Raw genomic sequence first — 25,956 nt, 5'->3', positions numbered from 1 at the left:
GGATGAGTCGCAGCCGTCGCCAGTTCCTGGCCGACCTTGCCAAGGGGGCCTGCTCCGTGGGCCTCCTGGGTGTAGGTCTGGGCTCGGTGGCGCGCCAGCAGACGCAGGCGGTGCCCGCCCAGGCTCTGCGGCCGCCGGCGGCTCTGGGGGAGGCCGACTTCCTCGGTGCCTGCGTGCGCTGCGGGCTCTGCGTCGAAGCCTGCCCCTACGACACCCTCAAGCTCGCCCGGCTGCTGGATCCCGTGACCACGGGCACCCCCTATTTCGAGGCGCGCAGCGTTCCTTGCGAGATGTGTGACGACATCCCCTGTGTGGTGGCCTGTCCGAGCGGGGCGCTGGATCAGGGGATGACCGACATCGATCAGGCGCGGATGGGGGTGGCGGTACTCATCGATCACGAGACCTGCCTCAACTACCTGGGCCTGCGCTGCGATGTCTGCTATCGGGTCTGCCCGCTGATAGACAAGGCGATCACCCTCGAACTGCAACGCAATCCGCGCACCGGCAAGCACGCCATGTTCCTGCCCACGGTACACAGCGACATCTGTACCGGCTGCGGCAAGTGCGAGCACGCCTGCGTGCTGGAGACGGCGGCCATCAAGGTGGTGCCCCGTCAGCTCGCCAAGGGTGAGCTGGGTCATCACTACCGGCTTGGCTGGGAAGAGAAGGCCAAGGCGGGCAAGTCCCTCATCGGTGAGCGACTCACCCTGCCCACCCGCAAACCGGAGGGGCTATGAGTCGTTATCCGGGGGCCGAGGCCAGCGCCAGGTTGGGCTGGTGGCGTGCCCACCGCTTCCTGCTGCTGCGTCGTCTGACCCAGTTCGGCGTGCTGGGACTCTTTCTGCTGGGGCCGCTCGAGGGGGTCTGGATCCTCAAGGGCAACCTCTCCAGCTCGCTGTTGCTGGAGACGGTACCGCTCTCGGATCCCCTGACCCTGCTGCAGTCGGTGGCGGCGGGCCATTGGCCCATCACCACACTGTGGCTCGGGGCAGGCTTGGTGCTGCTGGGGTACTGGCTGGTCGGGGGGCGGGTGTTCTGCTCCTGGATCTGCCCGGTCAACCTGGTCACGGACGCCGCCGCCTGGGCCAGGGCCCGACTTGGGCTCAAGGACAACGGCCAGTTCAACCGCAACACCCGCTACTGGCTGCTGGCCATGGTGCTGGTGGCGCCCGCCATTACGGGCGTGCTGGTGTGGGAGCTGGTCAATCCGGTGTCCTTGGCCATGCGCGGCCTGCTGTTTGGCATGGGGGCGGGCTGGGGTCTGCTGGTGGCTCTGTTCCTGTTCGATCTGTTCGTGGTGGAGCGGGGCTGGTGTGGTCATCTCTGCCCGGTGGGGGCCTTCTATGCCCTGGTCAACCGGGTCGGGTTTATCAAGATTTCTGCCAAGGGGCGCGAGCGGTGCAGCAACTGCATGGATTGTTATGCGGTCTGCCCGGAGCGTCCCATCCTGCGCGGCCCGGTTCACGGGGCCAGGCGCGGTCACGGGCCCTTGATTGTGGCTCAGGAGTGTACCAACTGCGGCCGTTGCATCGATGTCTGCGCGGAGCAAGTTTTCGAAATCACTACAGGTTTTGCCGTCAAGGCAGAGAAAACGTCGGAGAACAAATAATGAAAAAGCTGATTGGAGCAATGCTGGCCTGCCTGATGGCGGGCTCCTTGATGGCAGCCACCCCCGAGATCACCAACAGCACGGGGGGGATAAAATCGGAGCGGGGGAGTACGGATCTGGTCACGGATGCAGATGCGGCGCCCATGAAGAACTATCGCAAGGATGGGGATCTCTACGATCGTCAGTACATGCATCAACCGCCGCTGATCCCCCACGATACCCGCAACTACGAGGTGGACAACAAGGTCAACAAGTGCCTGGCCTGCCACAGCTTCAAGAACGCCAGCAAGATGAAGGCGCCCAAGATAAGCCCCACTCATTTCGAAACCCGTGACGGCATGACCCTTGGCGAAGTGTCCCCCCGCCGCTACTTCTGCCTGCAGTGCCACGTGCCGCAGGCGGATGCGAAGCCGCTGGTGGAAAATACGTTTAAACCAGTTGAAGCGCTGAACTGAGGAACCCATAGATGAAATTACCCGGCTTTATCCAGCGTCTGTGGACCACCTTCAAGTCCCCCTCGAAGGCGGCCCTCTGGGTGCTGCTGCTGATGGGCTTCTTCGGCGGCGTCATCTTCTGGGGCGGTTTCAACACCGCCATGGAAGCCTCGAACACCGAGAAGTTCTGTACCGGTTGCCACGAGATGAAGGACAACGTGTTCGTGGAGTACCGCGACACCATTCACTATGCGAACCGTTCCGGTGTGCGCGCCAGCTGCCCGGATTGCCACGTGCCCCACGAATGGACCTACAAGATCATTCGCAAGGTGCAGGCATCCAAGGAACTGTGGGGCATGCTGACCGGCAAGGTGGATACCCGCGAGAAATTCGAGAGCCACCGTCGCGAGATGGCCGAGCGGGAGTGGCAGCGCATGAAGGACACGGATTCGAGGGAGTGTCGCAACTGCCACAACTTCGAGTACATGGACTTCTCCCTGCAAGGCAAGCGGGGCGCCCAGATGCACTCCACCAGTCTGGCCAGTGGCGAGAGCACCTGTATCGACTGTCACAAGGGTATCGCTCACCAGTTGCCTGACATGAAGGGCGTGGAAGGGTTCTAAGGACACCAGGCCATCGGCGTGGCTTGCACCGCGCCGATGGCCTTTGATTTTTATAGACCTTTTAACTCCTCAGCCAGACATCTTTTGATAGAATCCCTCCCCGGCAACGCGGCGCCCGTGTCGGCGTGCATTCACCGAACGACATGGCCGGGCGACGCGTATCCCTCTTCTTCCTCTCGTGGTCAATGATTGACAGGACTTGTCCCATGGCAGCCAAAAACATGGCACCCAAACACAACGAATTCATCCCTCTCAAGATCGCCGTACTGACGGTCTCCGACAGCCGTACCGCCGCCGACGACAGCTCGGGGGATTATCTGGTCTCTGCCCTGACCGAAGCCGGTCACCAGCTCACGGACAGGGCGCTCTGCCCGGACAACCTGTTCCGGATCCGGGCTCAGGTGAGCGACTGGATCGTCGATGACGGGGTGCAGGTGGTGCTGATCAACGGTGGCACCGGCTTCAATGAACAGAACCGGGTACCGGAGGCGGTGGGGGTGCTGTTCGAGCGCACCGTGCAGGGCTTTGGCGAGATGTTCCGCCAGCTCTCCTTTGCCGAGATAAAAGGGTCGGCCATGCAGAGCCGCGCACTGGCAGGCCTGGCCAACCGTACCCTCATCTGCTGCCTGCCGGGCTCCACCGGCGCCTGCCAGCTCGGCTGGGAGCAGCTCATTCGGGATCAGCTGGACGCCCGCACCAGGCCGTGCAACTTCGTGGCCCATCTGAGCACCAGCGCCATACCGGCGTGAGTGACAGGGCATGGATGAACCCGGGCGACAGCGTACCGGCTGCCGGGTTCTTGTGGAACTATTCGTGACCAAGGGGCATAGATGAACCTGACCCATCTCAATCAGAGCGGCGAAGCGCACATGGTGGACGTGACCGACAAACAGGTCACCGAGCGGGAAGCTCGCGCCGAAGCCTTCGTGACCATGGCCCCCGCGACCCTGGCCCTGATCCTCGGTGGTCAGCATCATAAGGGGGACGTGTTCGCCACCGCCCGCATCGCCGGCATCATGGCGGCCAAGAAGACCGCCGATCTCATTCCCCTCTGCCACCCCCTGGCACTGACCCGGGTGGAGGTAGAGATTGACGCCCAGCCCGAGCACAATAGGGTTCATATCCGCACCCTCTGCAAGCTGTCCGGCAAGACAGGGGTCGAGATGGAGGCGCTCACCGCGGCGTCCGTGGCGGCGCTGACCATCTACGACATGTGCAAGGCGGTGCAAAAGGACATGGTGATCGAGCAGGTGCGGCTGGTGGAGAAGAAGGGCGGCAAGTCCGGCCATTTCCAACTGGGTGCGAGTGCAGGAGAACAAGCATGATCAAGGTACTGTTTTTTGCGCAAGTGAGGGAGCTGGTCGGTTACGATGAGCTCAGCCTGCCCAGCGACTATCCCACAGCTGAACAGCTGCGCGCGGCCTTGTGCGAGCGCGGCGACAAGTGGGCGCTGGCGCTCGAGTCCGGCAAGCTGCTGGTGGCGGTCAACCAGACCCTGGTGCCGCTCGAGACGGCGCTCAATGATGGCGATGAAGTCGCCTTCTTCCCCCCGGTGACCGGAGGTTGAGAATGAGCGAGATAACGACCGTGGATCGCACAACGGCGCTGTGGGACTGGCATGAGGCCGCCTTCTTCCCTCTCCTTCCAGTAACGACCGGAGGCTGAATCATGTCCCAGGCAACAACGACCCCCACCGATCGTATCCTGGTGCAGCGGGCCGACTTCTCGCTTGGCGAGGAGTATGAGCGCCTCGCCACCCGTCATGACAGTGGCGCCATCGTCACCTTCGTCGGCAAGGTGCGTGACTTCAATCAGGGTGATGCGGTGAAGGGGCTTTCCCTCGAGCACTACCCCGGTATGACCGAAAAGGCGCTGACGGACATAGTCACAGAGGCCCGTGGCCGCTGGCCGCTGCAGGAGTGTACCCTCATTCACCGCATCGGCGATCTGCTGCTCGGCGATCAAATCGTGCTGGTGGCGGTGAGCAGCGCCCACAGGGACGCCGCATTCGAGGCCTGCCACTTCATCATGGATTTTTTGAAGACCCGGGCGCCGTTCTGGAAAAAAGAGCTGACCGCCGAAGGGATTCAACGCTGGGTCGAGGCCAAGCAGAGCGATGATGCTGCTGCCGCTCGCTGGCGGCAAGACCCCTAGCCAGCCCGGTTCGATGATTGGTAAGTGCACCACGGGTGCCTGCCACCCCCTGCTCGGACTACGCCGAGCCTCAAGGAGACAGGGAATGAAGAAACAGTTGTCCGTGGTGTTGCTTGGCCTCGTCGCCGGCGCTTTGTACAGCGGGGCCGCGCAGGCCGATGAGGTCAAGGTGGCCGTGGCCGCTAACTTCAAGGGGACCATGGAGCGCATTGGCAAGACGTTCACCGCCAAGACAGGTCACAGTGTCGTCATCAGCTCGGCGGCCACCGGGGTGCTCTACACCCAGATCACCCACGGCGCCCCCTTCGATCTCTTCCTCTCCGCCGACGTGGCCACCCCTCAAAAACTGGAGGCGGAGGGCAAGGGGAGCGATCGCTTCACCTATGCCATCGGCCAGCTCGGTCTGTGGAAGAAGGGCGGTCCGACCCCTGATGAGGCGACCTTGCGCAGCTGGAAGGGCAACCTCGCCATCGCCAACCCGAAAACCGCCCCCTATGGCACCGCCGCCATGGCAACCCTGGCCCATCTCAAGATAGATCCCAAGCAATACAGGGTGCTGACTGGTACCAACATCAGCCAGACCTGGCAGTTCGTGGACACCGGCAACGCCGAGCTGGGCTTCGTCGCCTGGGCCAACCTGGTGGAAGCGGGCAAGACCGACGAAGCCTGGGCGGTGCCGGCCAGCTTCTACCCCCCCATCGAGCAGCAGGGGCTGATCCTGAAGAAAGGGGCTGCGGTCGATGCCCTGGTCGCCTGGCTCAAGGGCCCGGGCCAGCAACAGATCAAGGCCGCGGGCTATGCCCTGCCGCAGTGATGGCATGAATGCCAATCTCCCATGACCACTGGCCGGCCACGCCTTGCAATGAGGATGCATAACATGTTGCTGCTCGCACCAGGGAGGGATATGCCCCATGAGTGAAGGGGATCTGCTGGCGGTCTGGCTTACCCTGAAGCTGGCGGCCAGCACCACCGCCATCCTGCTGCTACTGTCGCCGCCGCTCGCCTGGTGGTTGTCCCGCAGCCAGCATAGGTTGCGGCCGCTGGTGGAGGCCCTGGTGGCGCTGCCCCTGGTGCTGCCGCCGACCGTGCTCGGCTTCTATCTGCTGCTCGCCTTCTCGCCGGAATATGGCCTCGGCGCCTGGTGGCGGGAGACCTTCGGGACACCCCTTGCCTTCAGCTTCCTCGGCCTGCTGTTTGCCTCCATCCTCTATTCGCTCCCCTTCGTGGTGCAGCCGCTCACCTCCGCCTTCGTCAACATGGGCAACAAAGAGATCGAAGCCGCCGCCACCCTGGGGCTCGGGCCCCTCGAGCGCTTCTTTCAGATCATCTTGCCGATGACGCTGCCGAGCTTCGTAATGGCGGCGGCGCTCGGGTTTGCCCACACCCTGGGGGAGTTTGGCGTGGTGCTGATGATAGGGGGCAACATCCCGGGAGAGACCCAGGTGCTCTCCATCGCCCTGTTTGATCACGTGGAAGCCATGGATTATCAGCACGCCCACTACCTGGCGGGTGGCCTGATGGGCTTCTCCCTGGTGATGCTGGTGCTGGTCTATGGCGTCTTGCAGCGCCGGCAGCGGAGGTTATTCGGATGAGCCTGCACCTCAAGGCCAGGCGCCGGTTTGGCGGCTTCGAACTCGACTGCGATCTGACACTCCCCCTTGGTGGCATTCTCGGCCTCTTTGGCCCTTCCGGCTGTGGCAAGAGCACCCTGCTGCGCATCATCGCCGGGCTGGATCGCGCCCCCTCGGACGTCCTGCACTGGCAGGGGCGGGATCTGGCGGCCCTGCTGCCGGAGGCGCGCCGCATCGGGCTGGTGTTCCAGGATTCCCGCCTCTTTCCTCACATGACTGTATTGGGCAATTTGCAGCTGGCGGCGGGCAAGGGGCGAGGGCGCTGGCAGCCCGAGGCGCTGGCGATGCGGCTCGGCTTTGCCGATCTGCTGGGGCAGCCCGCCCACGGGCTTTCCGGTGGCCAGCGTCAGCGGGTGGCCCTGGGGCGGGCCCTGCTGGCAGAGCCGGATCTGCTGCTGCTCGATGAGCCCTTCTCGGCGCTGGACAGCCGCAGCCGCATCCATCAGGCCCATGTGCTCAAGGGGTTGCAGCGTGAAAGCGGCATCCCCATGATCTTCGTGAGCCACGCCATGGAGGAGGTGAGCCTGCTGTGCGATCAGCTGGTGCTGCTGGCAGATGGCAGGCTGGAGGCGCAGGGCAGGCCGAGTGAGATCTTCGCCCGCACCGACCTCTCCTTGGCCAGTCGCGACGATGTTGGTGTCATGCTGACGGCGACTCTGGCTCACTATGACGACGCTGAGCAGATGGCGACCCTGCAACTCGGGGATCAGACCCTGATGGTCACCATGGATCATGCCCCCGACGAGACAGGGGAGCTGCAGATCAAGGTGGCGGGGCGGGATCTGGTGATCGCCACCGCCCCCATAGCGCACTCCAGCCTCTCCAACTGCCTCGAGACCCGGCTGCTGGAGGCGCGGGAGGTGAGGCCGGGGCAAACCCTGTTGCAGTTGGCGCTGGGGCAGCAGATACTGCTGGCCCGGATCACCAGCCGCTCCGCGCAGCGGCTGGCGCTGGTGCCGGGGCAGCGCCTCTACGCCTACATCAAGGCGGTGAGCCTGGTGGGAGAGGGCTGAGGGGCGTGTCGCCACAGCATGGGCAGCAAGGTCGTCGGTGGCCGCTATCGAGTCGAGAGGGAGAGCACGGGTGCGTCGCAACCAGGTAATGAAATCCCATGGATTGGCCTTGCGCAGCGCGGGGGAGGGCCCCTTGCTGCTCTTGCTGCACGGCCTTGGCTCCTCCAGCCTCGACTGGCAGGCCCAGATCGAGCACTTCTCCCAGCACTACCGGGTGGTGGCGCTAGACCTGCGCGGCCACGGCCAGAGCATGCAGGAGGGGCCCTTCGATGTGCCCACCCTGGCGGCGGACGTGGCCCGCTGGCTCGAGGAGCAGCCGGAACCCGCCTGGGTGGTGGGGCTGTCGCTCGGGGCCATGGTGGCGCTGGAGCTGGCGCTGCGACTGCCTCACAAGGTGCGGGGGCTGGTGCTGGTCAACGGCTTCAGCGAGTTTCTGCTGGAGACGCCAAAGGAGCAGGAGCGCCATGCCATGCGCCTCAAGTGGCTGCGCTGGTTTGGCATGCGACCGCTCGCCTGGTGGCTGGGGCGCGAACTCTTCCCCGGCCCCGAGCTCGCCCAGGTGCGCCACACCTTCCGGCTGCGCTTCGTGCGCAGCAACAAGAAAAAGACCTACAAGGCGCTGCTGGAGGCGCTGCCCGGCTGGTCGGTGCGCGCCCGGCTCGGCAGCCTCTGGCAGCCGGTGGCCATCATCTCCACCAGTCACGACTACCTGCCGCTTGCCAAACGGGTGGAGCAGTTCGCCTCCCTGCCCAATGCCAGCATCCATACCCCCGAGGGCCATCACGCCTGGCCCGCAGAAGATCCCGCCGGGTTCAACCATCTGCTGCAACGGATCCTGGCGACTCACTGAGTCTGTGCGGACATAAAAATGCCGAACCCCTGGGTTCGGCTTTTTCGTCGATGGGGTCTGCCGCTCAGGGCTGGGAGCAGATCGGGCAGTCCGGGCGCTTGGGGAGCTTCAGCTCGCGAAAGCGGCCACTGAGGCCGTCGATCATCAGCAGGCGGCCGTGATGGCTCTTGCCCATGCCGGCCAGCAGCTTGATGGATTCGAGGGCCTGCAGGCTGCCCACCAGGCCCACCACGGGGGCCAGCACTCCTGCCTCGACGCAGGTCAGCGCCTGCTCGCCAAACAGGGCGCTGAGGCAGGCGTAGCAGGGTTCGTCCTCCTGCCAGGTGAAGCTGCACAGCTGCCCCTCCAGCCGGATGGCGGCGCCGCTGACCAGGGGCACCCTGTGCTGGCGGGCACGCTGGTTGAGCAGGTTGCGGATGGTGACGTTGTCGGTGCAGTCGAGCACCAGCTGGTGCGTCGGTAACAGGGCATCGAGCAGCGCCTCGTCGGCGAGGAGAGCGTGGGTTTCCACCTCTAGCCAGGGATTGAGGGCGCGCAGGGACTGGGCGGCGGAGTCCACCTTGTACATGCCGATGCGCTCGTCGCTGTGCAGCACCTGGCGCTGAAGGTTGGATAGCTCCACCCGGTCAAAATCCACCAGGGTGAGCCGGCCGACCCCGGCCACGGCGAGGTACTGGCTGGCGGCGCAGCCCAGCCCCCCGGCGCCTATCACCAGCACGCGGGCCTGCTTGAGCGCCTCCTGCCCCTCGAAATCGAAAGATTTAAGAATGATCTGACGGTTGTAGCGCAGCAGCTCGGCGTCGCTCAGGATCTCGCTCACAGCAGCAGTCCCGAGAAGGGCTCGACGGTCACCGTCTCACCGGCGGTCACCTTGCCGCGTTCCTGCTCAAGCACTATGTAGCAGTTGGCCCGGGACAGGGAGCTGAACACCCCGGAGTCCTGGGAGCCGGTGCTGCGTACCTCGAGGCCGTTCGGGCCCTGGCTCAGAATGCCGCGTTGGAAGTCCAGTCGCCCCGGCGCCTTCTTGAGGGGCTCGGTCGCGATGGCCTGCAGCGGCAGTGGGCGCTCGAAGTGGTGACCGGCCAGCCTGGCCAGCGCCGGCTGCACCAGCTGATCGAAGGTAACCATGGCGGAGACGGGGTTGCCCGGCAGGCCGAAGAACCAGGCGTTTGGCAGGCGACCGAAGGCAAAGGGTTTGCCCGGCTTGATGGCGAGCTTCCAGAAGCCGATTTCGCCAAGCTCCTCCAGCAACTGCTTGGTGAAGTCCGCCTCGCCGACCGAGACGCCCCCCGTGGTGATGAGAGCATCAGCCTCGCGGTCGGCCTGAATAAAGGCGGCGCGCAGGGCGGCAGGATCGTCGGGGATGATGCCCAGATCCAGGCACGCTATGCCCATGCGGGTCAGCATGGCCTTGACCCCGTAACGGTTGGAGTCATAGATGTCGCCATGGGCGAGCGGGGTGCCCAGTGGTTTGAGCTCGTCACCTGTGCTGAAGATGGCGACCTTGAGCGGGCGGCGCACCGTCACGGTGGCGATGCCCAAGGAAGCCAGCAGCGGCAACTCCCGGGGGCTGAGGCGCAGGCCGCTCGCCAGCACCCGGGATCCTTGCGCCATGTCCTCGCCGCGGCGGCGGATGTTCTGACCAAGGAAGGGCGTCGTCAGAAAAGTGATCCCGTTGCCGCCCTCCTGCGTTTCTTCCTGCATGACGACCGCCTCCGTGCCCGCCGGCACCGGGGCGCCTGTCATGATGCGGATGCAGTGACCGGCCGGCCATTCGCCCTCATAGGGCTGGCCGGCGAAGGCCTTGCCCGCCACGGGGAGTGGGGCGCCGGCGGCAAGATCGGCCAGACGCACGGCGTAACCGTCCATGGCGGCGTTGTCGAAGGGGGGCACCGACAGGGGGGAGCTTATCTCCTCGGCCAGTATCCGATCCAGCGCCTGGGGCAGCGGCAACTGCTCCGTGTCGCAGCAGCAGGTGAGTTGTTCCAGCATCCCTTGCAGGGCCTTGTCCAAGGGGAGGAGTGCACCAGTATCGAATCCCATCATCATGACCTCTGTGGTGTATAGGGGGCGGATTATCCCAAAAATCCGCCCGGATGGGCAGGCGCATCGTGCAGGAATGCGGTGGAATACGGCTTTTGCTGTGATGACAGCGGCGGCCCTTTCCTTGAGTTACCACCTTGTGGGTGGCATGGAAGGGACGCCTGCATGCCAAGTGCCGGACTGTCTGCCAGGCGCCCCCGAACGGGGAGGGGGCCGCAGGGTAAAACCGGGTGGTTTGGCATAAAGTCAGGTGTTGGGCTTGAGTTAGTCTGAATTATGACAATAATCGCCCTGTAAGATTGCGCCACGACACCATGTCGATGGCCAGCACAGTCCCTGAGCGTGGGAGAGAAACAAGATGACGAGCTTAAGCCAGGAAGCCCTGTTGGTCAGGGCTGCGCTCGAGGCCCAGGGCCTCGAGACACCTCTGGTGGCCAATGAATTGAACGGCCAGCAGAAGAAGGAAAAAATCGAAGGCCACATGCGCGCCATCATGGAGACGCTGGGGCTGGATCTGGCCGACGACAGTCTGGCTGAAACGCCTCACCGCATCGCCAAGATGTACGTGAACGAGATCTTCTCCGGCCTCGATTACGCCACCTTCCCCAAGGTGACGGTGATCGAGAACAAGATGAAGGTGGACGAGATGATCATGGTGCGGGACATCAGTCTCACCAGCACCTGCGAGCACCACTTCGTCACCATCGACGGGCTGGCCCACGTGGCCTATATCCCCCGTGGCAAGGTGATCGGGCTGTCGAAGATCAACCGTATCGTGCAGTTCTTCGCCCGCCGTCCCCAGGTGCAGGAGCGCCTCACCCAGCAGATCCTGCTGGCGCTGCAGACCCTGCTCGGCACCAAGGACGTGGCCATCAGCATCAAGGCGACCCACTTCTGCGTGAAGGCGCGCGGCGTGATGGATTCTACCTCCTACACCACCACCACCTCCCTCGGTGGGGTCTTCAAGACCCAGCCAGACACCCGTGCCGAGTTTCTCGGTGGCTTGAAAGGCTAGTCACCCAGGGGTATGTCGCGCCGACATGCCCCGACTTCTTCCCTCCGTCTGCCCCGGTTTATTTTCTGAAAAAATCCTAAAGTGATGCCCGCGCTGGCCGATACAGCTCTCCGTGCCGCGGGATGGCCTGTTTGACACCCGTTTGGCCCTCTCTTTCGTGCCGATACGGATGAGATTTGAATGACTGCTATGGATGGCAGCTAGCGTGCTCGCGCCTCGAGGGGCCGGCGCCGACGAATGCCACTTGATGACCCATATGCAGGACATGCCATGAACACCATGACGATAGGCAAGAAACTCTCCGCCGGCTTTGCCGTACTCGGCCTGATGATGGCCTTTATAGGCGGCTTTTCTCTGTTTGAATTCAGCACCATGAACCGGGCTGCCATCGGTTTTACCGACAGTATCCTGCCCGCCGTGGTGCGTACCAGCACCCTGGGCGAGACCATCAATGCGGTGCGCCGTTATGAGCTGGATGTTTTTCTGGTGGCGGACGATCCCCAGCAGCAGGCCCATTACCGCAATGAGAGCGAGAAGAGCCTGCAGGAGGCCGCGCGCCAGATAACGGCCCACGATGGCACCATCTGGGCGGAGGATCTGGAGGAGCGCCGTACCTTCGACATCGTGAAGGCAGACTGGGAGAAATACCTCGGCCTGCACCAGCGCATCCGGCAGATGCAGGACTCAGGGCAGATGACCGAGGCCCAGCACCTCTTCATGGGGGAGGGGGTTACCCTCTACACCAACCTGGCCAAGTCGGTTGGCGACCTGGTGCGCATCAACCATGGCTATGCCGATGCCTCCCGCAAGGTGGTGGTGGCGGCCTATGATTCCGCCAAACTGAGCGTCACCCTGTCCCTGCTGGTCGGTCTGGTGCTGGTGGTCTGCCTCTCCGTGGTGCTGACCCGCCAGATCCGCGATCCGCTCATCATGCTGGCCCGCCAGGCCCAGCGCATCGCAAGCGGCGATCTCGGCAAGGGTGAGCTGCAGGAGTGGATCCGCACCAGCCGCTTCAACCGCGACGAGCTGGGTCAGCTTGGCTCTGCCATCGACCGGATGCAGGGGGCGCTGGCGAGCCTGGTGAGCGAGATTGCGGGCTCGGTGAGCCAGCTCAGCAGCGCGGTGGAGGAGGTGAGTGCCATCTCCGAACAGTCCGCCAAGGGCATGGCCAGCCAGCAGAGCGAGGTCTCCCAGGTGGCTACCGCCATGAACGAGATGCAGTCCACCGTGAATGAGGTGGCCCGCAACACCACGGATGCCATGAGCGCGGCCAAGGAGGCCTCCCGCACCTCGACTCAGGGCAATCAGGTGGTGCGCAGCGCCATCGGCAGCATAGAGCAGGTGTCGCAGCAGATAGAGCAGGCGGGTACTGTGGTGTCGCAGCTCGAAGCGGACAGCGCCAGCATCAGCATGGTGCTGGATGTCATTCGCGGCATCGCGGAGCAGACCAACCTGCTGGCACTCAACGCGGCCATCGAGGCGGCCCGGGCTGGCGAGCAGGGGCGTGGTTTTGCGGTCGTCGCGGACGAAGTGCGCTCCCTGGCCCAGCGTACCCAGGCCTCCACCGCCGAGATCAGCAAGATGATAGCGCTGTTGCAGGAGCGCACCGCCGAAGCGGGCAACGCCATGCAACTGAGCCGTCAGCAGATGCAGGAGAGCGTCGGGCTGGCACGGGAAGCGGGGGGCAGCATCGACAGCATCAATGGCGCCGTCACCCAGATCAGCGACATGAACATCCTGATCGCCACCGCCACCGAAGAGCAGAACGCGGTGACCGAGGAGCTCAACCGCAGCATAGTGAACATCCACAATGCCGCCGACGAGAACGCCCAGGGGGCGCAGCAGACCGCCCAGGCCTGTATCGAGCTGAGCAAGCTGGCCAACAGCCTGCACCAGATGACCCAGCGCTTCACCCTCTGAGCCCTGGTCCATGGCAACACAAGGCCCCGCCAATTGGCGGGGCCTTGTCGTTTCTGGCAGGTTTGTTGATCGTAGGGTCGATTAGCGCAGCGTAATCGGCCGGCGCCAGACTGTTTATCCGATCATTTAGCTCAACCCCACTATCTCGCCGTTCTCATCGATATCGATATGGCGGTAGGCAGGCAGACTGCCCAGCCCCGGCATGGTCATGATGGGGCCCGCCAGGGCATAGACGAAGCCGGCGCCGGCACAGAGCCTCACCTCGTCGATGGGGACTTCAAAATCCGTCGGTACTCCCTTGAGGGCGGGATCATGGCTGATGGAGAGCGGCGTCTTGGCCACGCAGATGGGCAGGTGATCCCAGCCCTCGGCCGAGAGCCGGACCAGCTGCTGGCGTGCCTTGTCCGAGAGCCGCACCCCGCGCCCGCCATAGCCGCACTCCACCAGGGTGGCAAGCTTGGCCGCGAGGCTCATCTCGTTTGGGTAGAGCAGTTTGACCTGGCTCGGCTGCTCGCAGGCAGCGACCACGGCCCGGGCCAACTCGCTGGCGCCCTTGCCCCCCTCGGTGAAGGCGTGGGAGATGGCGGCGTCACAGACACCGGCCGCCAGCGCCTCGCGGGCCAGCAGATCCAGCTCGCCCTGGCTGTCGGTGGGGAAGCGGTTGATGGCGACCACCACGGGCACCCCATAACGGCGGGCGTTCTGGATATGCCAGGCGAGGTTGGCGCAGCCCTCTTTCAGGGTGGGCAGGTCTTCCCCCTGCAGGCTCGCCGGCAGCGGCTGGCCCGGGCGAATGTCCAGCAGGCCGCTGTTGGCCTTGAGACCGCGCACCGTGGCCACCAGCACCACGCAGGCGGGGGTGATGCCGGACTGGCGGCTCTTGATGTTGAAGAACTTCTCCAGCCCCATGTCGGAGCCAAAGCCCGCCTCGGTCACCACATAGTCGGTGAGGTCCAGGGCGATTCGATCGGCGATGACGGAGGAGTTGCCGTGGGCGATGTTGGCGAAGGGGCCGGCGTGCACCAGTACCGGGGTCTGCTCCGTGGTCTGCATCAGGGTCGGTTGCAGGGCGTCTTTGAGCAGCACCGTCATGGCCCCCGCCACTTCCAGCTGTTCGGCGGTGATGGGGTTGCCGCGGCTGTCCAGCGCCAGCTGGATACGGCCGATGCGGGCGCGCAAGTCTTTCAGATCGCTCGCCAGCGCCAGAATGGCCATCAGCTCGGAGGCAGCTGTAATGACGAAGCGATCGGAGCGCTCCACCCCATCGGCGGGGCCACCCTGGCCTAGGGTGAGGTGGCGCAGGGCGCGGTCATTCATGTCCAGGGTGCGTGGCCAGAGGATGTTGGCCGGGTCTATGTCGAGGCGCGGCAAACCGGTTCTGACGCTGAACTGGTCGCCGAGTTTCTGCTCGTGGAACAGGCGGGCATCCAGGGCCGCCGCTGCCAGGTTATGGGCGGCGCTGAGGGCGTGAAAGTCCCCGGTGAGGTGCAGGTTCATCTCCTCCATGGGCACCACCTGGGCATGTCCGCCCCCGGCGGCGCCTCCCTTGACCCCGAACACGGGCCCTAGGCTCGGCTGGCGTATGGTGGCTATGCTGGGTTGGCCGATGTGGTTGAGCCCCATGGAGAGGCCGAGGGTGGTGACCGTCTTGCCCTCACCGAGGGGGGTCGGGGTGATGGCGCTCACCAGCACCAGCTTGCCTCTCTGTTTGGGCTGAGACTTGAGCAGGTCGAGACTGAGTTTGCCCTTGTGGTGACCCTGGGGGCTGAGCTGCTGGGGCGGGATGGCGAGGCGTTCGGCCAGCACCTGGATGGAGAGACGGGGGGACTGGCGGGAGATCTCGATATCGCTTAGCATCAGCACCTCGTTGGCATGTCAGGTCAAAGATGCGGCGAAGTCTAGAGGAATCAATAAGGTTATCCAATGAGTAATACTATTTTATCCGGCAGTCGTGAGCCCCATCAAAGCCCTATACTGCTGGACCTCAATGCCCTCTACCACCCTCCCAAGCAGCCGCTCACCGCCCTTGGTATCGTCAGCGCCTTGATCCCGCTGTTCGGCTACGGCTGGCAGGCGATGACCCAGGATCCCGAGACTCACTTTCGCCAGGAGCTCGGCAAGCGCATCAACAAGCGCAAGACGGACGAGGCCAACCTCGCGCTGATCCTGCAACTGGCGGCCATGCTCGATTGCCACTGCCTGCACATTACTCTGCCCTATGCGCTTGGCGAGGCGCAGCTCACCACCCTGGCACGGCGCCTGCCGCGCTGGAAGCTGACTTTGCGCGATCTGCTGCTGGTGGCCGAGCTGCCAGTAGTCCCCACCCCTTGATCACCCTCCGGCCCGGGCTCAGGTCTCCCTGTCCCAGTAGTGGGGGGCCAAGTAGCGCTCCTGCACGAACTCGATGAAGCAGCGCACCTTGGCCGAGACGAAACGGCGGTGCGGATAGAGGGCATAGAGCCCCACCTGTCCCTTCTCCCATTCCGGCAGCAGGGGCACCAAGGCGCCTGAGCGCAGCGCATCCCCGACGATGAAGGTGGGCTGCAATATGATGCCCTGGTGGTCGCAGGCAGCCCGGGTCAGGGCCACCCCGTTGTTGGCGCGAAGGGGCCCCAGGGGGCGCACGCTTTGCTGCTCCCCATTTCGCTTGAAGACCCAGTCCGGCTGGGTCAGGGTGTAGATGAGGCAGTCGTGCTGCTTGAGATCCTCCGGGGTCTCTGGGGTGCCCCTGCGTGCCAGGTATTCCGGGCTGGCGCACACCACCAGTTTCATGGTGGCGAGCGGCTTGGCCACCAGGGAGGAGTCCGGCAGGTTGCCGATCCGCAGCGCCAGATCGAATCCTTCTTCCACCAGGGCCACCCGCCGGTCGCTGTACTCTATCTCCAGCTTGAGCTCGGGAAACCGCTCACGAAACAGCGGCAGGGCGGGGGAGAGGTGCAGGTAGCCAAAGTCCATGGGCACAGAGAGCTTGAGGGTGCCCTGGGGCTGCTGGTTGTTGTGGGTGAGCTGGCTGTGGGTCTCTTCCAGCTCCGCCAGCAGGGCCAGGGAGCGCTGGTAGTAGAACTGGCCCGCCTCTGTGGGGTTGACCTGGCGGGTCGTGCGTGACAGCAGCCGGGTCGACAATGACTCCTCGAGCTGTTGCATCAGCTTGGAGGTCATGGCGACCGAGATGCCGAGCTGATGGGCGGCCTTGGTAAAGCTCTGGCACTCCACCACCTTGATGAAGGTGCGCATGGCGGCTATCTGATCCATATTCCACTCTCGGTTGATAATTATTTTAATAAATCGATGATTATCCATTCCTGCTCGGAGGTTAGCATGTCGGGTATCGATGTGAACCCCCTAATGAAGGAACGATCGGAATGAAAATGACCAAGGTCCTGCTGGCTTCCTGCCTGTTTATGGCGGCTCCCCTGATGGCGGCCGACTACGATGTCGATGCGGCTCACACCACAGTCCAGTTCAAGGTGGGCCACCTCGGCTTCTCCGAGCTGGTCGGCCGGTTCAACACCTTCAGCGGCACCTTCAGCATGGATGATGCCAATCCGACCGCCGCCAAGGCGAGCTTCGAAATCGACGCCGCCAGCGTGGATTCCAACCACGAGGCCCGCGACAAGCACCTGCGCAGCCCCGACTTCCTGGACGTCAAGCAGTACCCCAAGATGACCTTCGTCAGCTCCGGCTATGAAGGCACCAAGGACAAGGGCGTGCTCAAGGGCACCCTGACCCTGCACGGCGTCTCCAAGGACGTGGCCTTCGACATGGTCCACATCGGCGAAGGCAAGGATCCCTGGGGCGGCTACCGCAGCGGCTTCAACGCCACCACCACCATCAAGCGCAGCGACTTTGGCGTGAACTACATGCTGCCGGGCATTCCGGACGAGATGAGCATCAACCTGTTCGTCGAAGGTGTGCGCAAGTAATGGGCGCAGCACTCTTGCTACAGACTCTGGCGGCCCCTTTGGGGGCCGCTTTGCTGTCATGGCGCTGGCCACGACTGGGCTACCTGTGGGGGGCGCTCGCGCTCTGGCTGGTGGGCTGCCTGCTGGGCGGCGCCTATGGCCTGCCGGTCAAGGCGTGGCAGTGGCTGCCGCTGTGTCTGCTGGTGCCCGCCATCGCGGCCCAGGTTGAGGACAAGCGCGCCGCCCTGGCGCTGTTTGCGGTGCTTGGCGCCCTCGTGTGGTGGCAGGGGCTGGCCTCGGTCCTCGCCAGTGAGCCGCGCATCTGGCTGGCCCTGTTGCCCGCCATCGGCTGGACGGGCTGGCGTGGTGACAGTGAGGAGGGGCTGGGTTTTGCCCTCGGCTTCATCTGGCTGGCGCTGGTCATCGGCATCGATGGCAGCCTGCTGATCGCCCAACTGGCAGGCGCGCTGGCGGCATTCGCCGGTTTCCGTGCCCTGCTCGGTGCCTTTGCGGGCATCAAGGTGGCCCCGGCCGCCCTGGCGCTGGCGCTCGCCTTCGTGCAGATGCTGGCCTGGCAGTACGTGGAAGTGCCGCTGGTGGTGTTGCTGCCGGTCTGGTTGCTGCCGCTTCTGGAGTGGGCCCTGCGCAAACGGCCGGGGTTGTCTCGTTGGGGTCTGCTGATCCTGGTGGGGGCAATTGGTGCTGGTTTGAGTCTGTGGTGGGTGTGGCCAGAGGCGTCACTTTATTGATTTATGCATGAAAAACAGGCTATTACCTTAGAAATTGATGGGTTAGTCAAAGTCTGTGTAGATAAAGATTGAGCCCCATGGCGCTTTCAGATAAAAAGGATTTTCAATTATCTGGACACACACAGAACCCGGCTATGCCGGGTTCTGTTTGCCTGCTTTCTCGCGGCACGCTAAGGAGGCCACAGTTGCACAGTCAGGGATCTGAGCATCTGTTTTTTCGCCATTTCACCGAGCAGGGACGCCTCGGGGATCTCTGCATCCTGCTGGTGACTCACCTGCTTCCCGACAGGCCCCAGTTCATCCAGGTGCTCGATGGGGTGGGGCGCGTCGGCGCCATCCTGCCCAAACCCAAGTCCGTGCACGGGCCGACCCTGGCCTGGGCCCAGCAGCACTACCCAGTGCTGCCGCTCAATCGCCACTGGACCTCGGATCCCGAGGGCGTCATTGCCCAGATAGCCCCCCTGGTGGAACCCCATGAGCGTCTCATCATCCTGGACATAGGCGGTTACTTCGCCAAGACCCAGGCGATTCTCGCCGAACATTTCGGCGCGCGCTTTCTCGGGGTGGTGGAGATGACCGAAAATGGCCATCAGCGCTACGAGCAGGAGGTGCTGGCCGCTCCCGTCATCTCGGTGGCGCGCAGCCCCCTCAAGCAGGCGGAAGACATCCAGATCGGCCTGAGTGTGGTCTACTCCGCCGAGTCTCTGGCGCGCACCCTCAGGCGCACCTTCAATGTCTGCCAGGCCGCCCTGTTCGGCTATGGCAAGGTGGGGCGCAGCATCGCCCGCGAGCTGCGCTGCCGCAACCTGCATCTGGAGCTGGTGGAGACAGATGCCCTGCGCCAGGTGGAGGCGCTCTCCCACGGCTTCAAGCTGGTGAACAAGGCCGAGGCCCTCGGCCGCGCCGAGTTGGTGATCTGCTGCACCGGCAATGGCTCCCTCGACATCGCCGATTTGCAGGCACTGCGCCCGGGGGCCATGCTGGCGTCTGTCACCTCGGCGGATGACGAATTCGCGTTCTGCCTCTCCCAGCTGCCCTGGCCGAGCGAGGAGGTGTGCCCCCATGTGCTGGCGCTCACGCGCCCGGATGGCAGCACCATCTTCCTGCTCAATCGCGGCGAGGCGGTGAACTTCGTCCACGGCGCCGTCATCGGCGAGTACGTCTACCTGGTGCTGGCGGAGATCATCGAAGGGGTGCACCAGCTTGCCGGGCAGGCGCCGGCCGCCGGCCTGCTTGAGCTGCCCCAGGCCACCATGCAGCGCATAGCCCGCCACTGGTTAACTGATTTTCATGGAGTCATCGCATGACAGAACCACAGACCCCCGTCAGCAAACCGCGCATCGAGATCCGCTACTGCACCCTCTGCCGCTGGATGCTGCGCGCCGCCTGGCTCGCCCAGGAGCTGCTCTCCACCTTCGACAGCGATCTCGGCGAGGTGGCACTGGTGCCCGCCAGCAAGGGGGAGTTCAAGATACTGGTGAACGGCATCCAGGTGTGGGACAGGGTGGCCGACGAGGGTTTCCCCGAGGCGAAAGAGATCAAGCAGCGGGTGCGGGACGTCATCGCCCCGGAGCGCGACCTCGGCCATGCCGATCGCAAACCCGCAGCCGAATAAGGCAACCACACAGAGCAAAAGGGAGGCGACAGCCTCCCTTTTTGTTTGCCGTGGCGGCTAACCTGCGGCCTCTGTCCGGGCGGGTTGGCCGATATAGCGGGCCCGCTTGTGGGCCTTGATGCGGCTCACGTCCACCCACACCAGGCCGTCGATGCAGTGGTTGAAGTCGGGGTCTATGCCAAAGTCCATGAACTGCACGCCCCCCGGCTCGCACAGCTCGGAGTATTGCTTGTAGAGGGTGGGGATGGCGCAGCCCAGGTGGTCGAGGCGGGCCTTGAGCGCCTTGAGATCGCTGCCGTAATCCACCCCCTCGAACAGGGGCGCCGTCTCGGGGTAGGGGCGGCGCGAGGGGGCCAGGGCAAGCGTGGGGGCGAAGTGCTGGCGGTAGAAGCCCACCAGCAGATCCTTGGCCGCTGGCGGCAGGCTGCCGGAGAGGGTCACGGGTCCGAACAGATACCGATACTGGGGGTAGCGGGCCAGGTAGGCGCCTATGCCGAACCAGAGGTAGTCGAGCCCCCGCTTGCCCCAGTAGGCGGGTTGGATGAAGCTGCGGCCCAGCTCGATGGCCTGCTCCAGCCGGGGCAGCAGTCTCTCTTCAAACCCGAACAGGGTGTGGCTGTAGAGGCCGCTCAGGCCTTTGCGCGCCAGCAGCTCGGCCACGGGGGCGAAGCGGTAGGCCCCTATGATGTCGAGGCGGGCCGGATCCCAGAGAATGAGGTGGTGGTAGTCATCGTCGAAGGCATCGAGATCCCGCCGCCTGCCCGAGCCTTCCCCCACGGCGCGAAACGCGATTTCCCGCAGCCGCCCCAGCTCGCGCAGTATCACAGAGTGGCCCTGCTCGTGGCGGCGATAGAGCAGGATGCGCTGGCCATCCGGGGTCTGCCCGAGCAGCTCGCAGCCATCCATGGCCTGTTTGAGCTGGCGGCGATCCTCCGGCAGGGCGATGGGGGCCTCGGTCGCCAGGGGGCCCTTCTTCCCCTTGCCGAGGCGATAGAGATGGCGGCGCACCAGGGCGGCGGCTGTCTTGGGGGCGAGCTCCCCGAGGCTCTGGGGCGGGATGCGCTCCCCCAGGGTGAGGGAGATGCGCCGCCCCTGCTGGCGAAACAGCTGGCGCACCAGTAGCAGGGCGGAGGCGGGCTTGTGGAGCCAGGAGGCGAGATAGAAGGGGAAGCCGTTGCGCCCGTCCAGATGGATGGGCACCAACGGCGTGCGGGTGCGCCTGGCCAGCTTGATGAAGCCCCCCTGCCAGGGACCGTCCTTCACCCCCTTGGGGCCAAGGCGCGACACCTCGCCGGCGGGGAAGATGATGAGGGCTCCCTCCTGGGCCAGGTGCTCCCCCATGGCCAGGATGGCGCGCCTGTCGGTCTTGCCCCCCAGGTTGTCCACCGGCAGCAACAGGGGACGCAGGGGGGCAATCTGTGCCAGCAGCTGGTTGGCCACTATCTTGACGTCGGGGCGGATGCGGCCAAGCAGGCGCAGCAGGGCCAGCCCGTCCAAGGATCCTATGGGGTGGTTCGCGACTATCATGACCCGACCGCTGGCGGGGATGTTCTCGAGTTCGGCCTCGCTCACCCTGTAGTCAAAATCGAGGGCGCCGAGGGCCTGCTCGACGAAGTCCAGGCCGCGCAGGTGAGGATGGCGCTTGGCAAACTCGGCGAAGGCCTCCTCGTTGAGCAGCCAGCTCAGCCCCTGCCGGAGCAGGGGACGGATCAGGGGTTGGCTGGCGAGGCGGGGCAGATGCTGCCCCAGCAGGGTATCGACGTTAAACATGGGCAAGGCTCCGCGGAACGTTGCCTCAGGGTGCCGCCCCCCGGTTTCCCCTGTGTGGCAGCGCCGTGACGGTTTGATGATCCGGGGCAGAGAGCCCGCTCATACCGCAGACCCGTCCCCGCTTATACCGCCGTTATTTGCTCCCACCCGGCCCCGCTCAGGACGGTGTCACTGCTTATTGCTCCCGCCAGGCCGAGGTGAGTTGCACCAGGGCCACCAGGGTGGCGACCGCCTTCTCCATGGATTGCAGCGGGATGAACTCGTGCTTGCCGTGGAAGTTGTGACCACCCGTGAAAATATTCGGGCAGGGCAGCCCCATAAAGGAGAGCCGCGCGCCGTCGGTGCCGCCGCGAATGGGTTTGATCTTGGGGACCACGTCGGCGGCCTCCATGGCGGCCCTGGCCAGTTCGACGATGTGCATGTGCGGCGCTATCTGGCTGCGCATGTTGCGGTAGTTGTCGGTCAGGTTGAGCTCGATGCGCGCCTTGGGGTTGTCCAACTGCAGGGAGGCGACCCGCTCCTTGAGCTGCGCCTTGCGGGCGGTGAAGCAGTCATCGTCGAAGTCGCGGATGAGGTAGTGCAGGGTGGTTTCCTCCACTGTGCCTTCCATCCGGGCCAGGTGGAAGAAGCCTTCGTACCCTGCCGTGCACTCAGGGGTCTGCTCGGGAGGCATCTCGGCGTGGAAGCGGGCGGCCAGGGTCTGGCTGTTGATCATGCTGCCCTTGGCGGTGCCGGGGTGCACGTTGTTGCCTGTGATGCGCACAGTGGCGCTGGCGGCGTTGAAGTTTTCATACTCCAGCTCCCCCAGTTCACCGCCATCGACGGTATAGGCCCATTTGGCCGGGAATCTGTCCAGCGGGAACAGATCGGCGCCGCGGCCTATCTCCTCGTCCGGAGTGAAGCCTATCCAGAGATCCCCGCGAGGGATCTCGGGGTGGGCCAGCAGGTACTGGGCGGCGGTGAGGATCTCGGCGATGCCCGCCTTGTCGTCGGCCCCCAGCAGGGTAGTGCCGTCCGTGGTGATGAGATCCTGCCCCAGGTAGTTTTTCAGGCAGCGGTACTGGCGGATGGCCAGCACCTCGTCCCCCTTGCCCAGACAGATGTCGCCTCCCTGATAATTTTCAATGAGCTGGGGTACCACCTGTTCTGCCTCGTAATCGGCGGTGTCCATGTGGGCTATGAGCCCGATGGCTGGCGCCTCTGGCTGATTGCCCGGCAGGCAGGCGGTGAGATAGCCGTGCTCATCCAGGGTGACGTGCGCCAGCCCAAGCTGGGTCATCTCCTCGCAGAGGGCGCGGGCGAAGACGAGCTGGCCCTCGCTGCTGGGACAGACAGGATTGGTCGCATCGGAGCGGGTATGAAAAGTCAGATAACGCAGAAAACGCTCAAGCAGGGTATCCATTGGCAGGCCTCTAACCACAAAAGAGGGACCATTGTGGCCAAGACGGCCGGGCCGCTTATTGCGTCAGCGCAGTTTTTGATGAATTTGTCGGGGCAGGGATCCCGGTGCACAGGGTGGCGGGAGGGGTTACCGCTCGAGGTGTGAGTGAATAAAAATTCTAAATTTAAAACTCATAATGCATATGCGAAAGGGCTGAATTCCCCCCCGGCCCAGCAGTGGCAAGGGGTGGGGGAAAATGGCTGGTTCCCCTGTTATTTTCAGGGCCAATCCCGAGCGGGCTCATCCCTCGCCATCCCAGAGCCAGCCTTGCTGGCAGCAAGATTTGACCCACCGGCCAAAACCCGTTTTTTAACACGATTTTTTATTGTCAGTGGCGCCGGTAAGTGTGTACACTCCGCGCCGATCCGAGGGTAACCCTGAGCAGGCAGAGGCCGCCAGACACCGACAGGATCAGACGCCTATAGGGCGAGGCACGCAGAAACGACAGACACTGCTGGGGAATGGTTTCTTTAATACCGGTTAGGCTCCGGTATCAGGGAGAACAACGGACTCTCATCCACCAACTGACCGAGTGGGCCAACGGCTCATCATCTTCCCTTGTCATGGGCGGTCACTGGCGTTGAGCGGGCTGTGGTGGTTGTCGTTTATCAACACGCGTGCGTGCTGACGTCTACCCTTCTCTTCCTTGAACCCTTCTCCTTCTGTCGGGATGGCTGCCGAATGATGAACGAACGGCGTGGCTGATGCCGGTTGTCATCAAAGTACCGCGGTGCCCCATTACAGTGGCACCGCATACCGTTGAGCTTGATGTAAAGCCACCAGCCCCACATCAAGACTCGTTACTTCCCAAGATCCACCAGGCAGCCTTGGCTTGCCGCGATGTGCAATAGAGGATCTGGCTGTGACAAGCCAGCGGCAGGGTCAGGCAACAACGCCTGCCGCCGCCGGCCGTGACGCACCGGGTGCCCGCAGGCAGCCTTTGCTCGCCGCATGTTGCAATCGATGGTCTGGATGTGATTGAGGGTAACGAAGGCGGCCTTCTGGCCGCTCATTTGCGAGGCATAGCCCATGACTAACTGGTCCAGCAAGGACTCCTTGAAGGTCTACAACGTTCCCTACTGGGGGGCGGGTTTTTTCAATATCAATGACGCCGGTCATGTGACCGTCTCCCCCGACAAGTCTCGTCCCGAGGCGCGCATCGTGCTGTCCGAAGCCATCGAACAGCTGCGCCAGTCCGGACTGACTACCCCGGTATTGCTGCGTTTCCCCGACATTCTCAAGAGCCGGGTCGATGCGCTGTTCAACGCCTTCGGTCAGGCCATCGAGAAGTCAGGCTATGAAGGGGACTACCTGTGCGTTTACCCGATCAAGGTAAACCAGCAGCGCCGCGTCATCGAGACCATCAGTCAGTCCTACAGCGACAAGCCGCGGCTTGGGCTGGAGGCGGGCTCCAAACCGGAGCTGCTGGCCGTGCTGTCCCATCATCATGAGCAAGGGTCCGTGATCGTCTGCAACGGTTACAAGGACCGCGAATACATCCGCCACGCCCTGCTGGGCAACCTGATGGGCCACAAGGTCTACATCGTGGTGGAAAAGCCCTCCGAGCTGGAAATGGTGCTGGACGAGTCAGTTCGCCTCAACATCAAGCCCAACATCGGTGTGCGCGCCAAGCTCGCCTCCACTGGCTCCGGCATGTGGGAATCGAGCGGTGGCTCCATGTCCAAGTTCGGCCTCTCTGCCTCCCAGATCCTGGCGCTGGTGGAACGTCTGCGCAGCCTCGGCAAGCTGGACTGCCTGCAACTGCTGCACTTCCACCTAGGCTCCCAGATAGCGAACATCCGCGACATCCAGGGCGGCATCCGCGAGTGCGGCCGTTTCTATGCCGAGCTGCGTCGTCTCGGCGTGCCCATCGACGTGGTCGATGTGGGCGGCGGCCTGGGTGTGGACTATGAGGGCACCCGCTCCCAGAGCCACTGCTCCGCGAACTACAGCCTCTCCGAGTACGCCAACAACGTGGTGTGGGGCATCGGCGATGTGTGCCGCGAGTTCGACCTGCCGCACCCGACCATCATCAGCGAGTCCGGCCGTGCCCTGACCGCCCACCACGCCGTGCTGGTCACCAATCTGATTGGTGCCGAAGGGGTGGAAGTGAACGACATCCATGCGCCGGATGAAGACGCGCCCACCATTTTGCAGAACATGTGGAAAGGCTGGCTGGACCTGCGCAGTGAAGACCCCTCACTGCTGGAGATCTTCCACGATTCTGTGGCGGATCTGGGGGATGTGAACACCCAGTTCACCATGGGTCTCTTGAACCTCGAGCAGCGCGCCTGGGCAGAGATGCTGCACCAGAATACCTGTCTGGCGCTCAAAGAGCTGCTGAACCCGGTGAACCGCAACCACCGCGCCCTGGCCGACGAGCTCTCCGAGAAGCTGGCAGACAAGTGCTTCGCGAACTTCTCCCTGTTCCAGTCCCTGCCCGATGCCTGGGGCATAGGTCAGGTGTTCCCCGTGATGCCGCTCACCGGCCTCGAGCGCCCGCTCACCCGCCGCGGCATCCTGATGGACATCACCTGTGACTCCGACGGTCAGGTGGAGCACTACGTCGACGGCCTGGGTGTCGAGAGCACGCTGCCGATGCCGGAGTATGCCGAGAACGAAGAGTGCCACGTCGGTTTCTTCCTGGTGGGTGCCTACCAGGAGATCCTGGGGGATCTGCACAACCTGTTCGGTGATACCCACTGCGCGGAAGTGTGGCTGGACGAGGAAGGCAAGATGGACATCCGCAACGTGGTGCGCGGCGACACCGTCGACCAACTGCTGCGTTACGTCAACATCGACCCCTCCGTCATTCGCGAGAACTATCAGCGGATCGTCTCCCACCCGGCGCTGGACGACGCGACCCGCAAGGCCCTGCTCGACGAGCTGGAGCTGGGTCTGCAAGGCTACGCCTACCTGGAAGACGAATAAGCCACAGGCTGGTTCGCCCCGTCGGTGCAAAGACGGGAATGAAAAACGGCGCCTTCGGGCGCCGTTTTTGTTGCCAGGATCTGCCCTGCGGTGATGCACGGGGCGAATACCCGTCTCCATTCGAAGAGCAGGAGCCAGCCCTGGGCCCTGGCAGGCCACAGATCCGGCAGATATCCTCGACTGCCCGCCGTTTCCCTTGATCCACATCAAATGGGACTCGGACCGGTTATTTTACGGTCAGGAGTGTTGTTGATGG

27 protein-coding genes are annotated in these 25,956 nt (G+C 63.9%); 20 read left to right on the top strand and 7 right to left on the bottom strand.

Annotated elements, in window-relative coordinates:
* Positions 1-2: 2 nt before the first annotated feature.
* The 12 genes from napG to PG898_RS04380 all read left to right on the top strand — a co-directional run bounded on the left by napG (position 3) and on the right by PG898_RS04380 (position 8,314).
* A complete protein-coding gene (gene napG, locus PG898_RS04435) occupies positions 3-737 on the top strand; it encodes a ferredoxin-type protein NapG (protein ID WP_171269154.1) in 735 nt (244 codons plus the stop codon).
* Positions 734-1,609, top strand: a complete 876-nt coding sequence (gene napH / locus PG898_RS04430; protein WP_270824035.1) for a quinol dehydrogenase ferredoxin subunit NapH — start codon at positions 734-736, stop codon at positions 1,607-1,609. The genes napG and napH overlap by 4 nt, the downstream gene beginning before the upstream one ends.
* On the top strand, positions 1,609-2,064 hold the full coding sequence (locus tag PG898_RS04425) for a nitrate reductase cytochrome c-type subunit (protein WP_041206124.1): 456 nt from the start codon (positions 1,609-1,611) through the stop codon (positions 2,062-2,064). The genes napH and PG898_RS04425 overlap by 1 nt, the downstream gene beginning before the upstream one ends.
* Positions 2,065-2,075: 11 nt before the next feature.
* Positions 2,076-2,666, top strand: coding sequence for a cytochrome c3 family protein (locus PG898_RS04420; protein WP_171269152.1), 591 nt, complete (start codon positions 2,076-2,078; stop codon positions 2,664-2,666).
* Between the two features lie 221 nt (positions 2,667-2,887).
* A complete protein-coding gene (moaB, locus tag PG898_RS04415) occupies positions 2,888-3,415 on the top strand; it encodes a molybdenum cofactor biosynthesis protein B (RefSeq protein WP_041207033.1) in 528 nt (175 codons plus the stop codon).
* Between the two features lie 81 nt (positions 3,416-3,496).
* The gene (gene moaC / locus PG898_RS04410) at positions 3,497-3,991 is read left to right on the top strand and encodes a cyclic pyranopterin monophosphate synthase MoaC (RefSeq protein ID WP_171269151.1); all 495 of its coding nucleotides are present in this window, start codon (positions 3,497-3,499) and stop codon (positions 3,989-3,991) included.
* A complete protein-coding gene (moaD, locus tag PG898_RS04405; RefSeq protein ID WP_171269150.1) occupies positions 3,988-4,233 on the top strand; it encodes a molybdopterin synthase sulfur carrier subunit in 246 nt (81 codons plus the stop codon). The genes moaC and moaD overlap by 4 nt, the downstream gene beginning before the upstream one ends.
* A 101-nt stretch (positions 4,234-4,334) precedes the next feature.
* Positions 4,335-4,820, top strand: a complete 486-nt coding sequence (gene moaE / locus PG898_RS04400; protein WP_171269149.1) for a molybdopterin synthase catalytic subunit MoaE — start codon at positions 4,335-4,337, stop codon at positions 4,818-4,820.
* Between the two features lie 85 nt (positions 4,821-4,905).
* Positions 4,906-5,634 (top strand): molybdate ABC transporter substrate-binding protein, encoded by a 729-nt coding sequence (gene modA, locus PG898_RS04395; protein WP_171269148.1) that lies wholly within the window; start codon positions 4,906-4,908, stop codon positions 5,632-5,634.
* A gap of 97 nt (positions 5,635-5,731) precedes the next feature.
* Positions 5,732-6,412, top strand: a complete 681-nt coding sequence (modB, locus tag PG898_RS04390) for a molybdate ABC transporter permease subunit (protein WP_171269147.1) — start codon at positions 5,732-5,734, stop codon at positions 6,410-6,412.
* Positions 6,409-7,464 (top strand): molybdenum ABC transporter ATP-binding protein, encoded by a 1,056-nt coding sequence (gene modC, locus PG898_RS04385; protein ID WP_171269146.1) that lies wholly within the window; start codon positions 6,409-6,411, stop codon positions 7,462-7,464. Before modB ends, modC begins: the two co-directional genes overlap by 4 nt.
* Positions 7,465-7,534: 70 nt before the next feature.
* Positions 7,535-8,314 carry an alpha/beta fold hydrolase gene (locus PG898_RS04380; RefSeq protein WP_171269145.1) on the top strand — a complete coding sequence of 260 codons (780 nt, stop codon included), beginning with the start codon at positions 7,535-7,537 and terminating at the stop codon, positions 8,312-8,314.
* A gap of 64 nt (positions 8,315-8,378) precedes the next feature.
* Here PG898_RS04380 and moeB read toward each other — a convergent pair whose 3' ends face one another.
* Together moeB and moeA are read right to left on the bottom strand one after the other, a co-directional pair.
* Positions 8,379-9,134, bottom strand: a complete 756-nt coding sequence (gene moeB, locus PG898_RS04375; protein ID WP_171269144.1) for a molybdopterin-synthase adenylyltransferase MoeB — start codon at positions 9,132-9,134, stop codon at positions 8,379-8,381.
* The gene (gene moeA / locus PG898_RS04370; protein ID WP_270824043.1) at positions 9,131-10,357 is read right to left on the bottom strand and encodes a molybdopterin molybdotransferase MoeA; all 1,227 of its coding nucleotides are present in this window, start codon (positions 10,355-10,357) and stop codon (positions 9,131-9,133) included. The genes moeB and moeA overlap by 4 nt, the downstream gene beginning before the upstream one ends.
* Before the next feature lie 358 nt (positions 10,358-10,715).
* Between moeA and folE the strand changes: the two genes are divergently transcribed.
* Both folE and PG898_RS04360 read left to right on the top strand, forming a co-directional pair.
* Positions 10,716-11,372 (top strand): GTP cyclohydrolase I FolE, encoded by a 657-nt coding sequence (folE, locus tag PG898_RS04365; RefSeq protein ID WP_005325498.1) that lies wholly within the window; start codon positions 10,716-10,718, stop codon positions 11,370-11,372.
* A gap of 270 nt (positions 11,373-11,642) precedes the next feature.
* On the top strand, positions 11,643-13,292 hold the full coding sequence (locus tag PG898_RS04360) for a methyl-accepting chemotaxis protein (protein WP_171269142.1): 1,650 nt from the start codon (positions 11,643-11,645) through the stop codon (positions 13,290-13,292).
* A 126-nt stretch (positions 13,293-13,418) separates the two neighbouring features.
* Here PG898_RS04360 and PG898_RS04355 read toward each other — a convergent pair whose 3' ends face one another.
* Complete coding sequence (locus PG898_RS04355; RefSeq protein WP_270824034.1) at positions 13,419-15,149, bottom strand: formate--tetrahydrofolate ligase; 1,731 nt, start codon at positions 15,147-15,149, stop codon at positions 13,419-13,421.
* Between the two features lie 66 nt (positions 15,150-15,215).
* Between PG898_RS04355 and PG898_RS04350 the strand changes: the two genes are divergently transcribed.
* Positions 15,216-15,623 carry a hypothetical protein gene (locus PG898_RS04350; RefSeq protein ID WP_171269140.1) on the top strand — a complete coding sequence of 136 codons (408 nt, stop codon included), beginning with the start codon at positions 15,216-15,218 and terminating at the stop codon, positions 15,621-15,623.
* 18 nt (positions 15,624-15,641) lie between these two features.
* Here the strand turns inward: PG898_RS04350 and PG898_RS04345 are convergent, their stop codons facing one another.
* Positions 15,642-16,544 (bottom strand): LysR family transcriptional regulator, encoded by a 903-nt coding sequence (locus PG898_RS04345; protein ID WP_043130096.1) that lies wholly within the window; start codon positions 16,542-16,544, stop codon positions 15,642-15,644.
* Positions 16,545-16,654: 110 nt separating this feature from the next.
* Here PG898_RS04345 and PG898_RS04340 point away from each other — a divergent pair, with 110 nt between their 5' ends.
* From PG898_RS04340 to PG898_RS04325, 4 genes are all read left to right on the top strand, one after another.
* Positions 16,655-17,215 (top strand): YceI family protein, encoded by a 561-nt coding sequence (locus tag PG898_RS04340; protein WP_171269139.1) that lies wholly within the window; start codon positions 16,655-16,657, stop codon positions 17,213-17,215.
* Positions 17,215-17,943 carry a hypothetical protein gene (locus PG898_RS04335; protein ID WP_171269138.1) on the top strand — a complete coding sequence of 243 codons (729 nt, stop codon included), beginning with the start codon at positions 17,215-17,217 and terminating at the stop codon, positions 17,941-17,943. The genes PG898_RS04340 and PG898_RS04335 overlap by 1 nt, the downstream gene beginning before the upstream one ends.
* Before the next feature lie 185 nt (positions 17,944-18,128).
* The gene (locus PG898_RS04330) at positions 18,129-19,250 is read left to right on the top strand and encodes an adenosylhomocysteinase (RefSeq protein ID WP_171269137.1); all 1,122 of its coding nucleotides are present in this window, start codon (positions 18,129-18,131) and stop codon (positions 19,248-19,250) included.
* The gene (locus PG898_RS04325; RefSeq protein ID WP_043130093.1) at positions 19,247-19,558 is read left to right on the top strand and encodes a SelT/SelW/SelH family protein; all 312 of its coding nucleotides are present in this window, start codon (positions 19,247-19,249) and stop codon (positions 19,556-19,558) included. Before PG898_RS04330 ends, PG898_RS04325 begins: the two co-directional genes overlap by 4 nt.
* A 57-nt stretch (positions 19,559-19,615) precedes the next feature.
* On the opposite strand, the gene PG898_RS04320 is transcribed toward PG898_RS04325, so the two are convergent.
* From PG898_RS04320 to PG898_RS04310, 3 genes are all read right to left on the bottom strand, one after another.
* Positions 19,616-21,328 (bottom strand): lysophospholipid acyltransferase family protein, encoded by a 1,713-nt coding sequence (locus PG898_RS04320; RefSeq protein WP_171269136.1) that lies wholly within the window; start codon positions 21,326-21,328, stop codon positions 19,616-19,618.
* 175 nt (positions 21,329-21,503) lie between these two features.
* The gene (gene pepT / locus PG898_RS04315) at positions 21,504-22,730 is read right to left on the bottom strand and encodes a peptidase T (protein WP_171269135.1); all 1,227 of its coding nucleotides are present in this window, start codon (positions 22,728-22,730) and stop codon (positions 21,504-21,506) included.
* A gap of 839 nt (positions 22,731-23,569) precedes the next feature.
* Complete coding sequence (locus PG898_RS04310) at positions 23,570-23,818, bottom strand: hypothetical protein (RefSeq protein ID WP_152565388.1); 249 nt, start codon at positions 23,816-23,818, stop codon at positions 23,570-23,572.
* Here PG898_RS04310 and speA point away from each other — a divergent pair.
* Complete coding sequence (gene speA / locus PG898_RS04305) at positions 23,799-25,700, top strand: biosynthetic arginine decarboxylase (protein ID WP_041206114.1); 1,902 nt, start codon at positions 23,799-23,801, stop codon at positions 25,698-25,700. The genes PG898_RS04310 and speA overlap by 20 nt on opposite strands.
* Positions 25,701-25,956: the final 256 nt, after the last annotated feature.

The organism is Aeromonas sp. QDB31 (assembly GCF_027707605.1).
Taxonomy (GTDB): Bacteria; Pseudomonadota; Gammaproteobacteria; order Enterobacterales; family Aeromonadaceae; genus Aeromonas; species Aeromonas media.
This window is presented reverse-complemented; position numbering and strand designations above follow the sequence as displayed.

Coding starts and splice junctions, on each gene's coding strand:
- PG898_RS04340 (WP_171269139.1), top strand. CDS start 16,655: ATGAAAATGACCAAGGTCCTGCTGGCTTCCTGCCTGTTTATGGCGGCT.
- PG898_RS04425 (WP_041206124.1), top strand. CDS start 1,609: ATGAAAAAGCTGATTGGAGCAATGCTGGCCTGCCTGATGGCGGGCTCC.
- PG898_RS04320 (WP_171269136.1), bottom strand. CDS start 21,328: ATGTTTAACGTCGATACCCTGCTGGGGCAGCATCTGCCCCGCCTCGCC.
- PG898_RS04345 (WP_043130096.1), bottom strand. CDS start 16,544: ATGGATCAGATAGCCGCCATGCGCACCTTCATCAAGGTGGTGGAGTGC.
- folE (WP_005325498.1), top strand. CDS start 10,716: ATGACGAGCTTAAGCCAGGAAGCCCTGTTGGTCAGGGCTGCGCTCGAG.
- pepT (WP_171269135.1), bottom strand. CDS start 22,730: ATGGATACCCTGCTTGAGCGTTTTCTGCGTTATCTGACTTTTCATACC.
- napG (WP_171269154.1), top strand. CDS start 3: ATGAGTCGCAGCCGTCGCCAGTTCCTGGCCGACCTTGCCAAGGGGGCC.
- napH (WP_270824035.1), top strand. CDS start 734: ATGAGTCGTTATCCGGGGGCCGAGGCCAGCGCCAGGTTGGGCTGGTGG.
- moaC (WP_171269151.1), top strand. CDS start 3,497: ATGAACCTGACCCATCTCAATCAGAGCGGCGAAGCGCACATGGTGGAC.
- modB (WP_171269147.1), top strand. CDS start 5,732: ATGAGTGAAGGGGATCTGCTGGCGGTCTGGCTTACCCTGAAGCTGGCG.
- PG898_RS04360 (WP_171269142.1), top strand. CDS start 11,643: ATGAACACCATGACGATAGGCAAGAAACTCTCCGCCGGCTTTGCCGTA.
- moeA (WP_270824043.1), bottom strand. CDS start 10,357: ATGGGATTCGATACTGGTGCACTCCTCCCCTTGGACAAGGCCCTGCAA.
- speA (WP_041206114.1), top strand. CDS start 23,799: ATGACTAACTGGTCCAGCAAGGACTCCTTGAAGGTCTACAACGTTCCC.
- PG898_RS04355 (WP_270824034.1), bottom strand. CDS start 15,149: ATGCTAAGCGATATCGAGATCTCCCGCCAGTCCCCCCGTCTCTCCATC.
- moaD (WP_171269150.1), top strand. CDS start 3,988: ATGATCAAGGTACTGTTTTTTGCGCAAGTGAGGGAGCTGGTCGGTTAC.
- moaB (WP_041207033.1), top strand. CDS start 2,888: ATGGCACCCAAACACAACGAATTCATCCCTCTCAAGATCGCCGTACTG.
- PG898_RS04350 (WP_171269140.1), top strand. CDS start 15,216: ATGAGTAATACTATTTTATCCGGCAGTCGTGAGCCCCATCAAAGCCCT.
- PG898_RS04420 (WP_171269152.1), top strand. CDS start 2,076: ATGAAATTACCCGGCTTTATCCAGCGTCTGTGGACCACCTTCAAGTCC.
- modC (WP_171269146.1), top strand. CDS start 6,409: ATGAGCCTGCACCTCAAGGCCAGGCGCCGGTTTGGCGGCTTCGAACTC.
- moaE (WP_171269149.1), top strand. CDS start 4,335: ATGTCCCAGGCAACAACGACCCCCACCGATCGTATCCTGGTGCAGCGG.
- modA (WP_171269148.1), top strand. CDS start 4,906: ATGAAGAAACAGTTGTCCGTGGTGTTGCTTGGCCTCGTCGCCGGCGCT.
- PG898_RS04325 (WP_043130093.1), top strand. CDS start 19,247: ATGACAGAACCACAGACCCCCGTCAGCAAACCGCGCATCGAGATCCGC.
- PG898_RS04335 (WP_171269138.1), top strand. CDS start 17,215: ATGGGCGCAGCACTCTTGCTACAGACTCTGGCGGCCCCTTTGGGGGCC.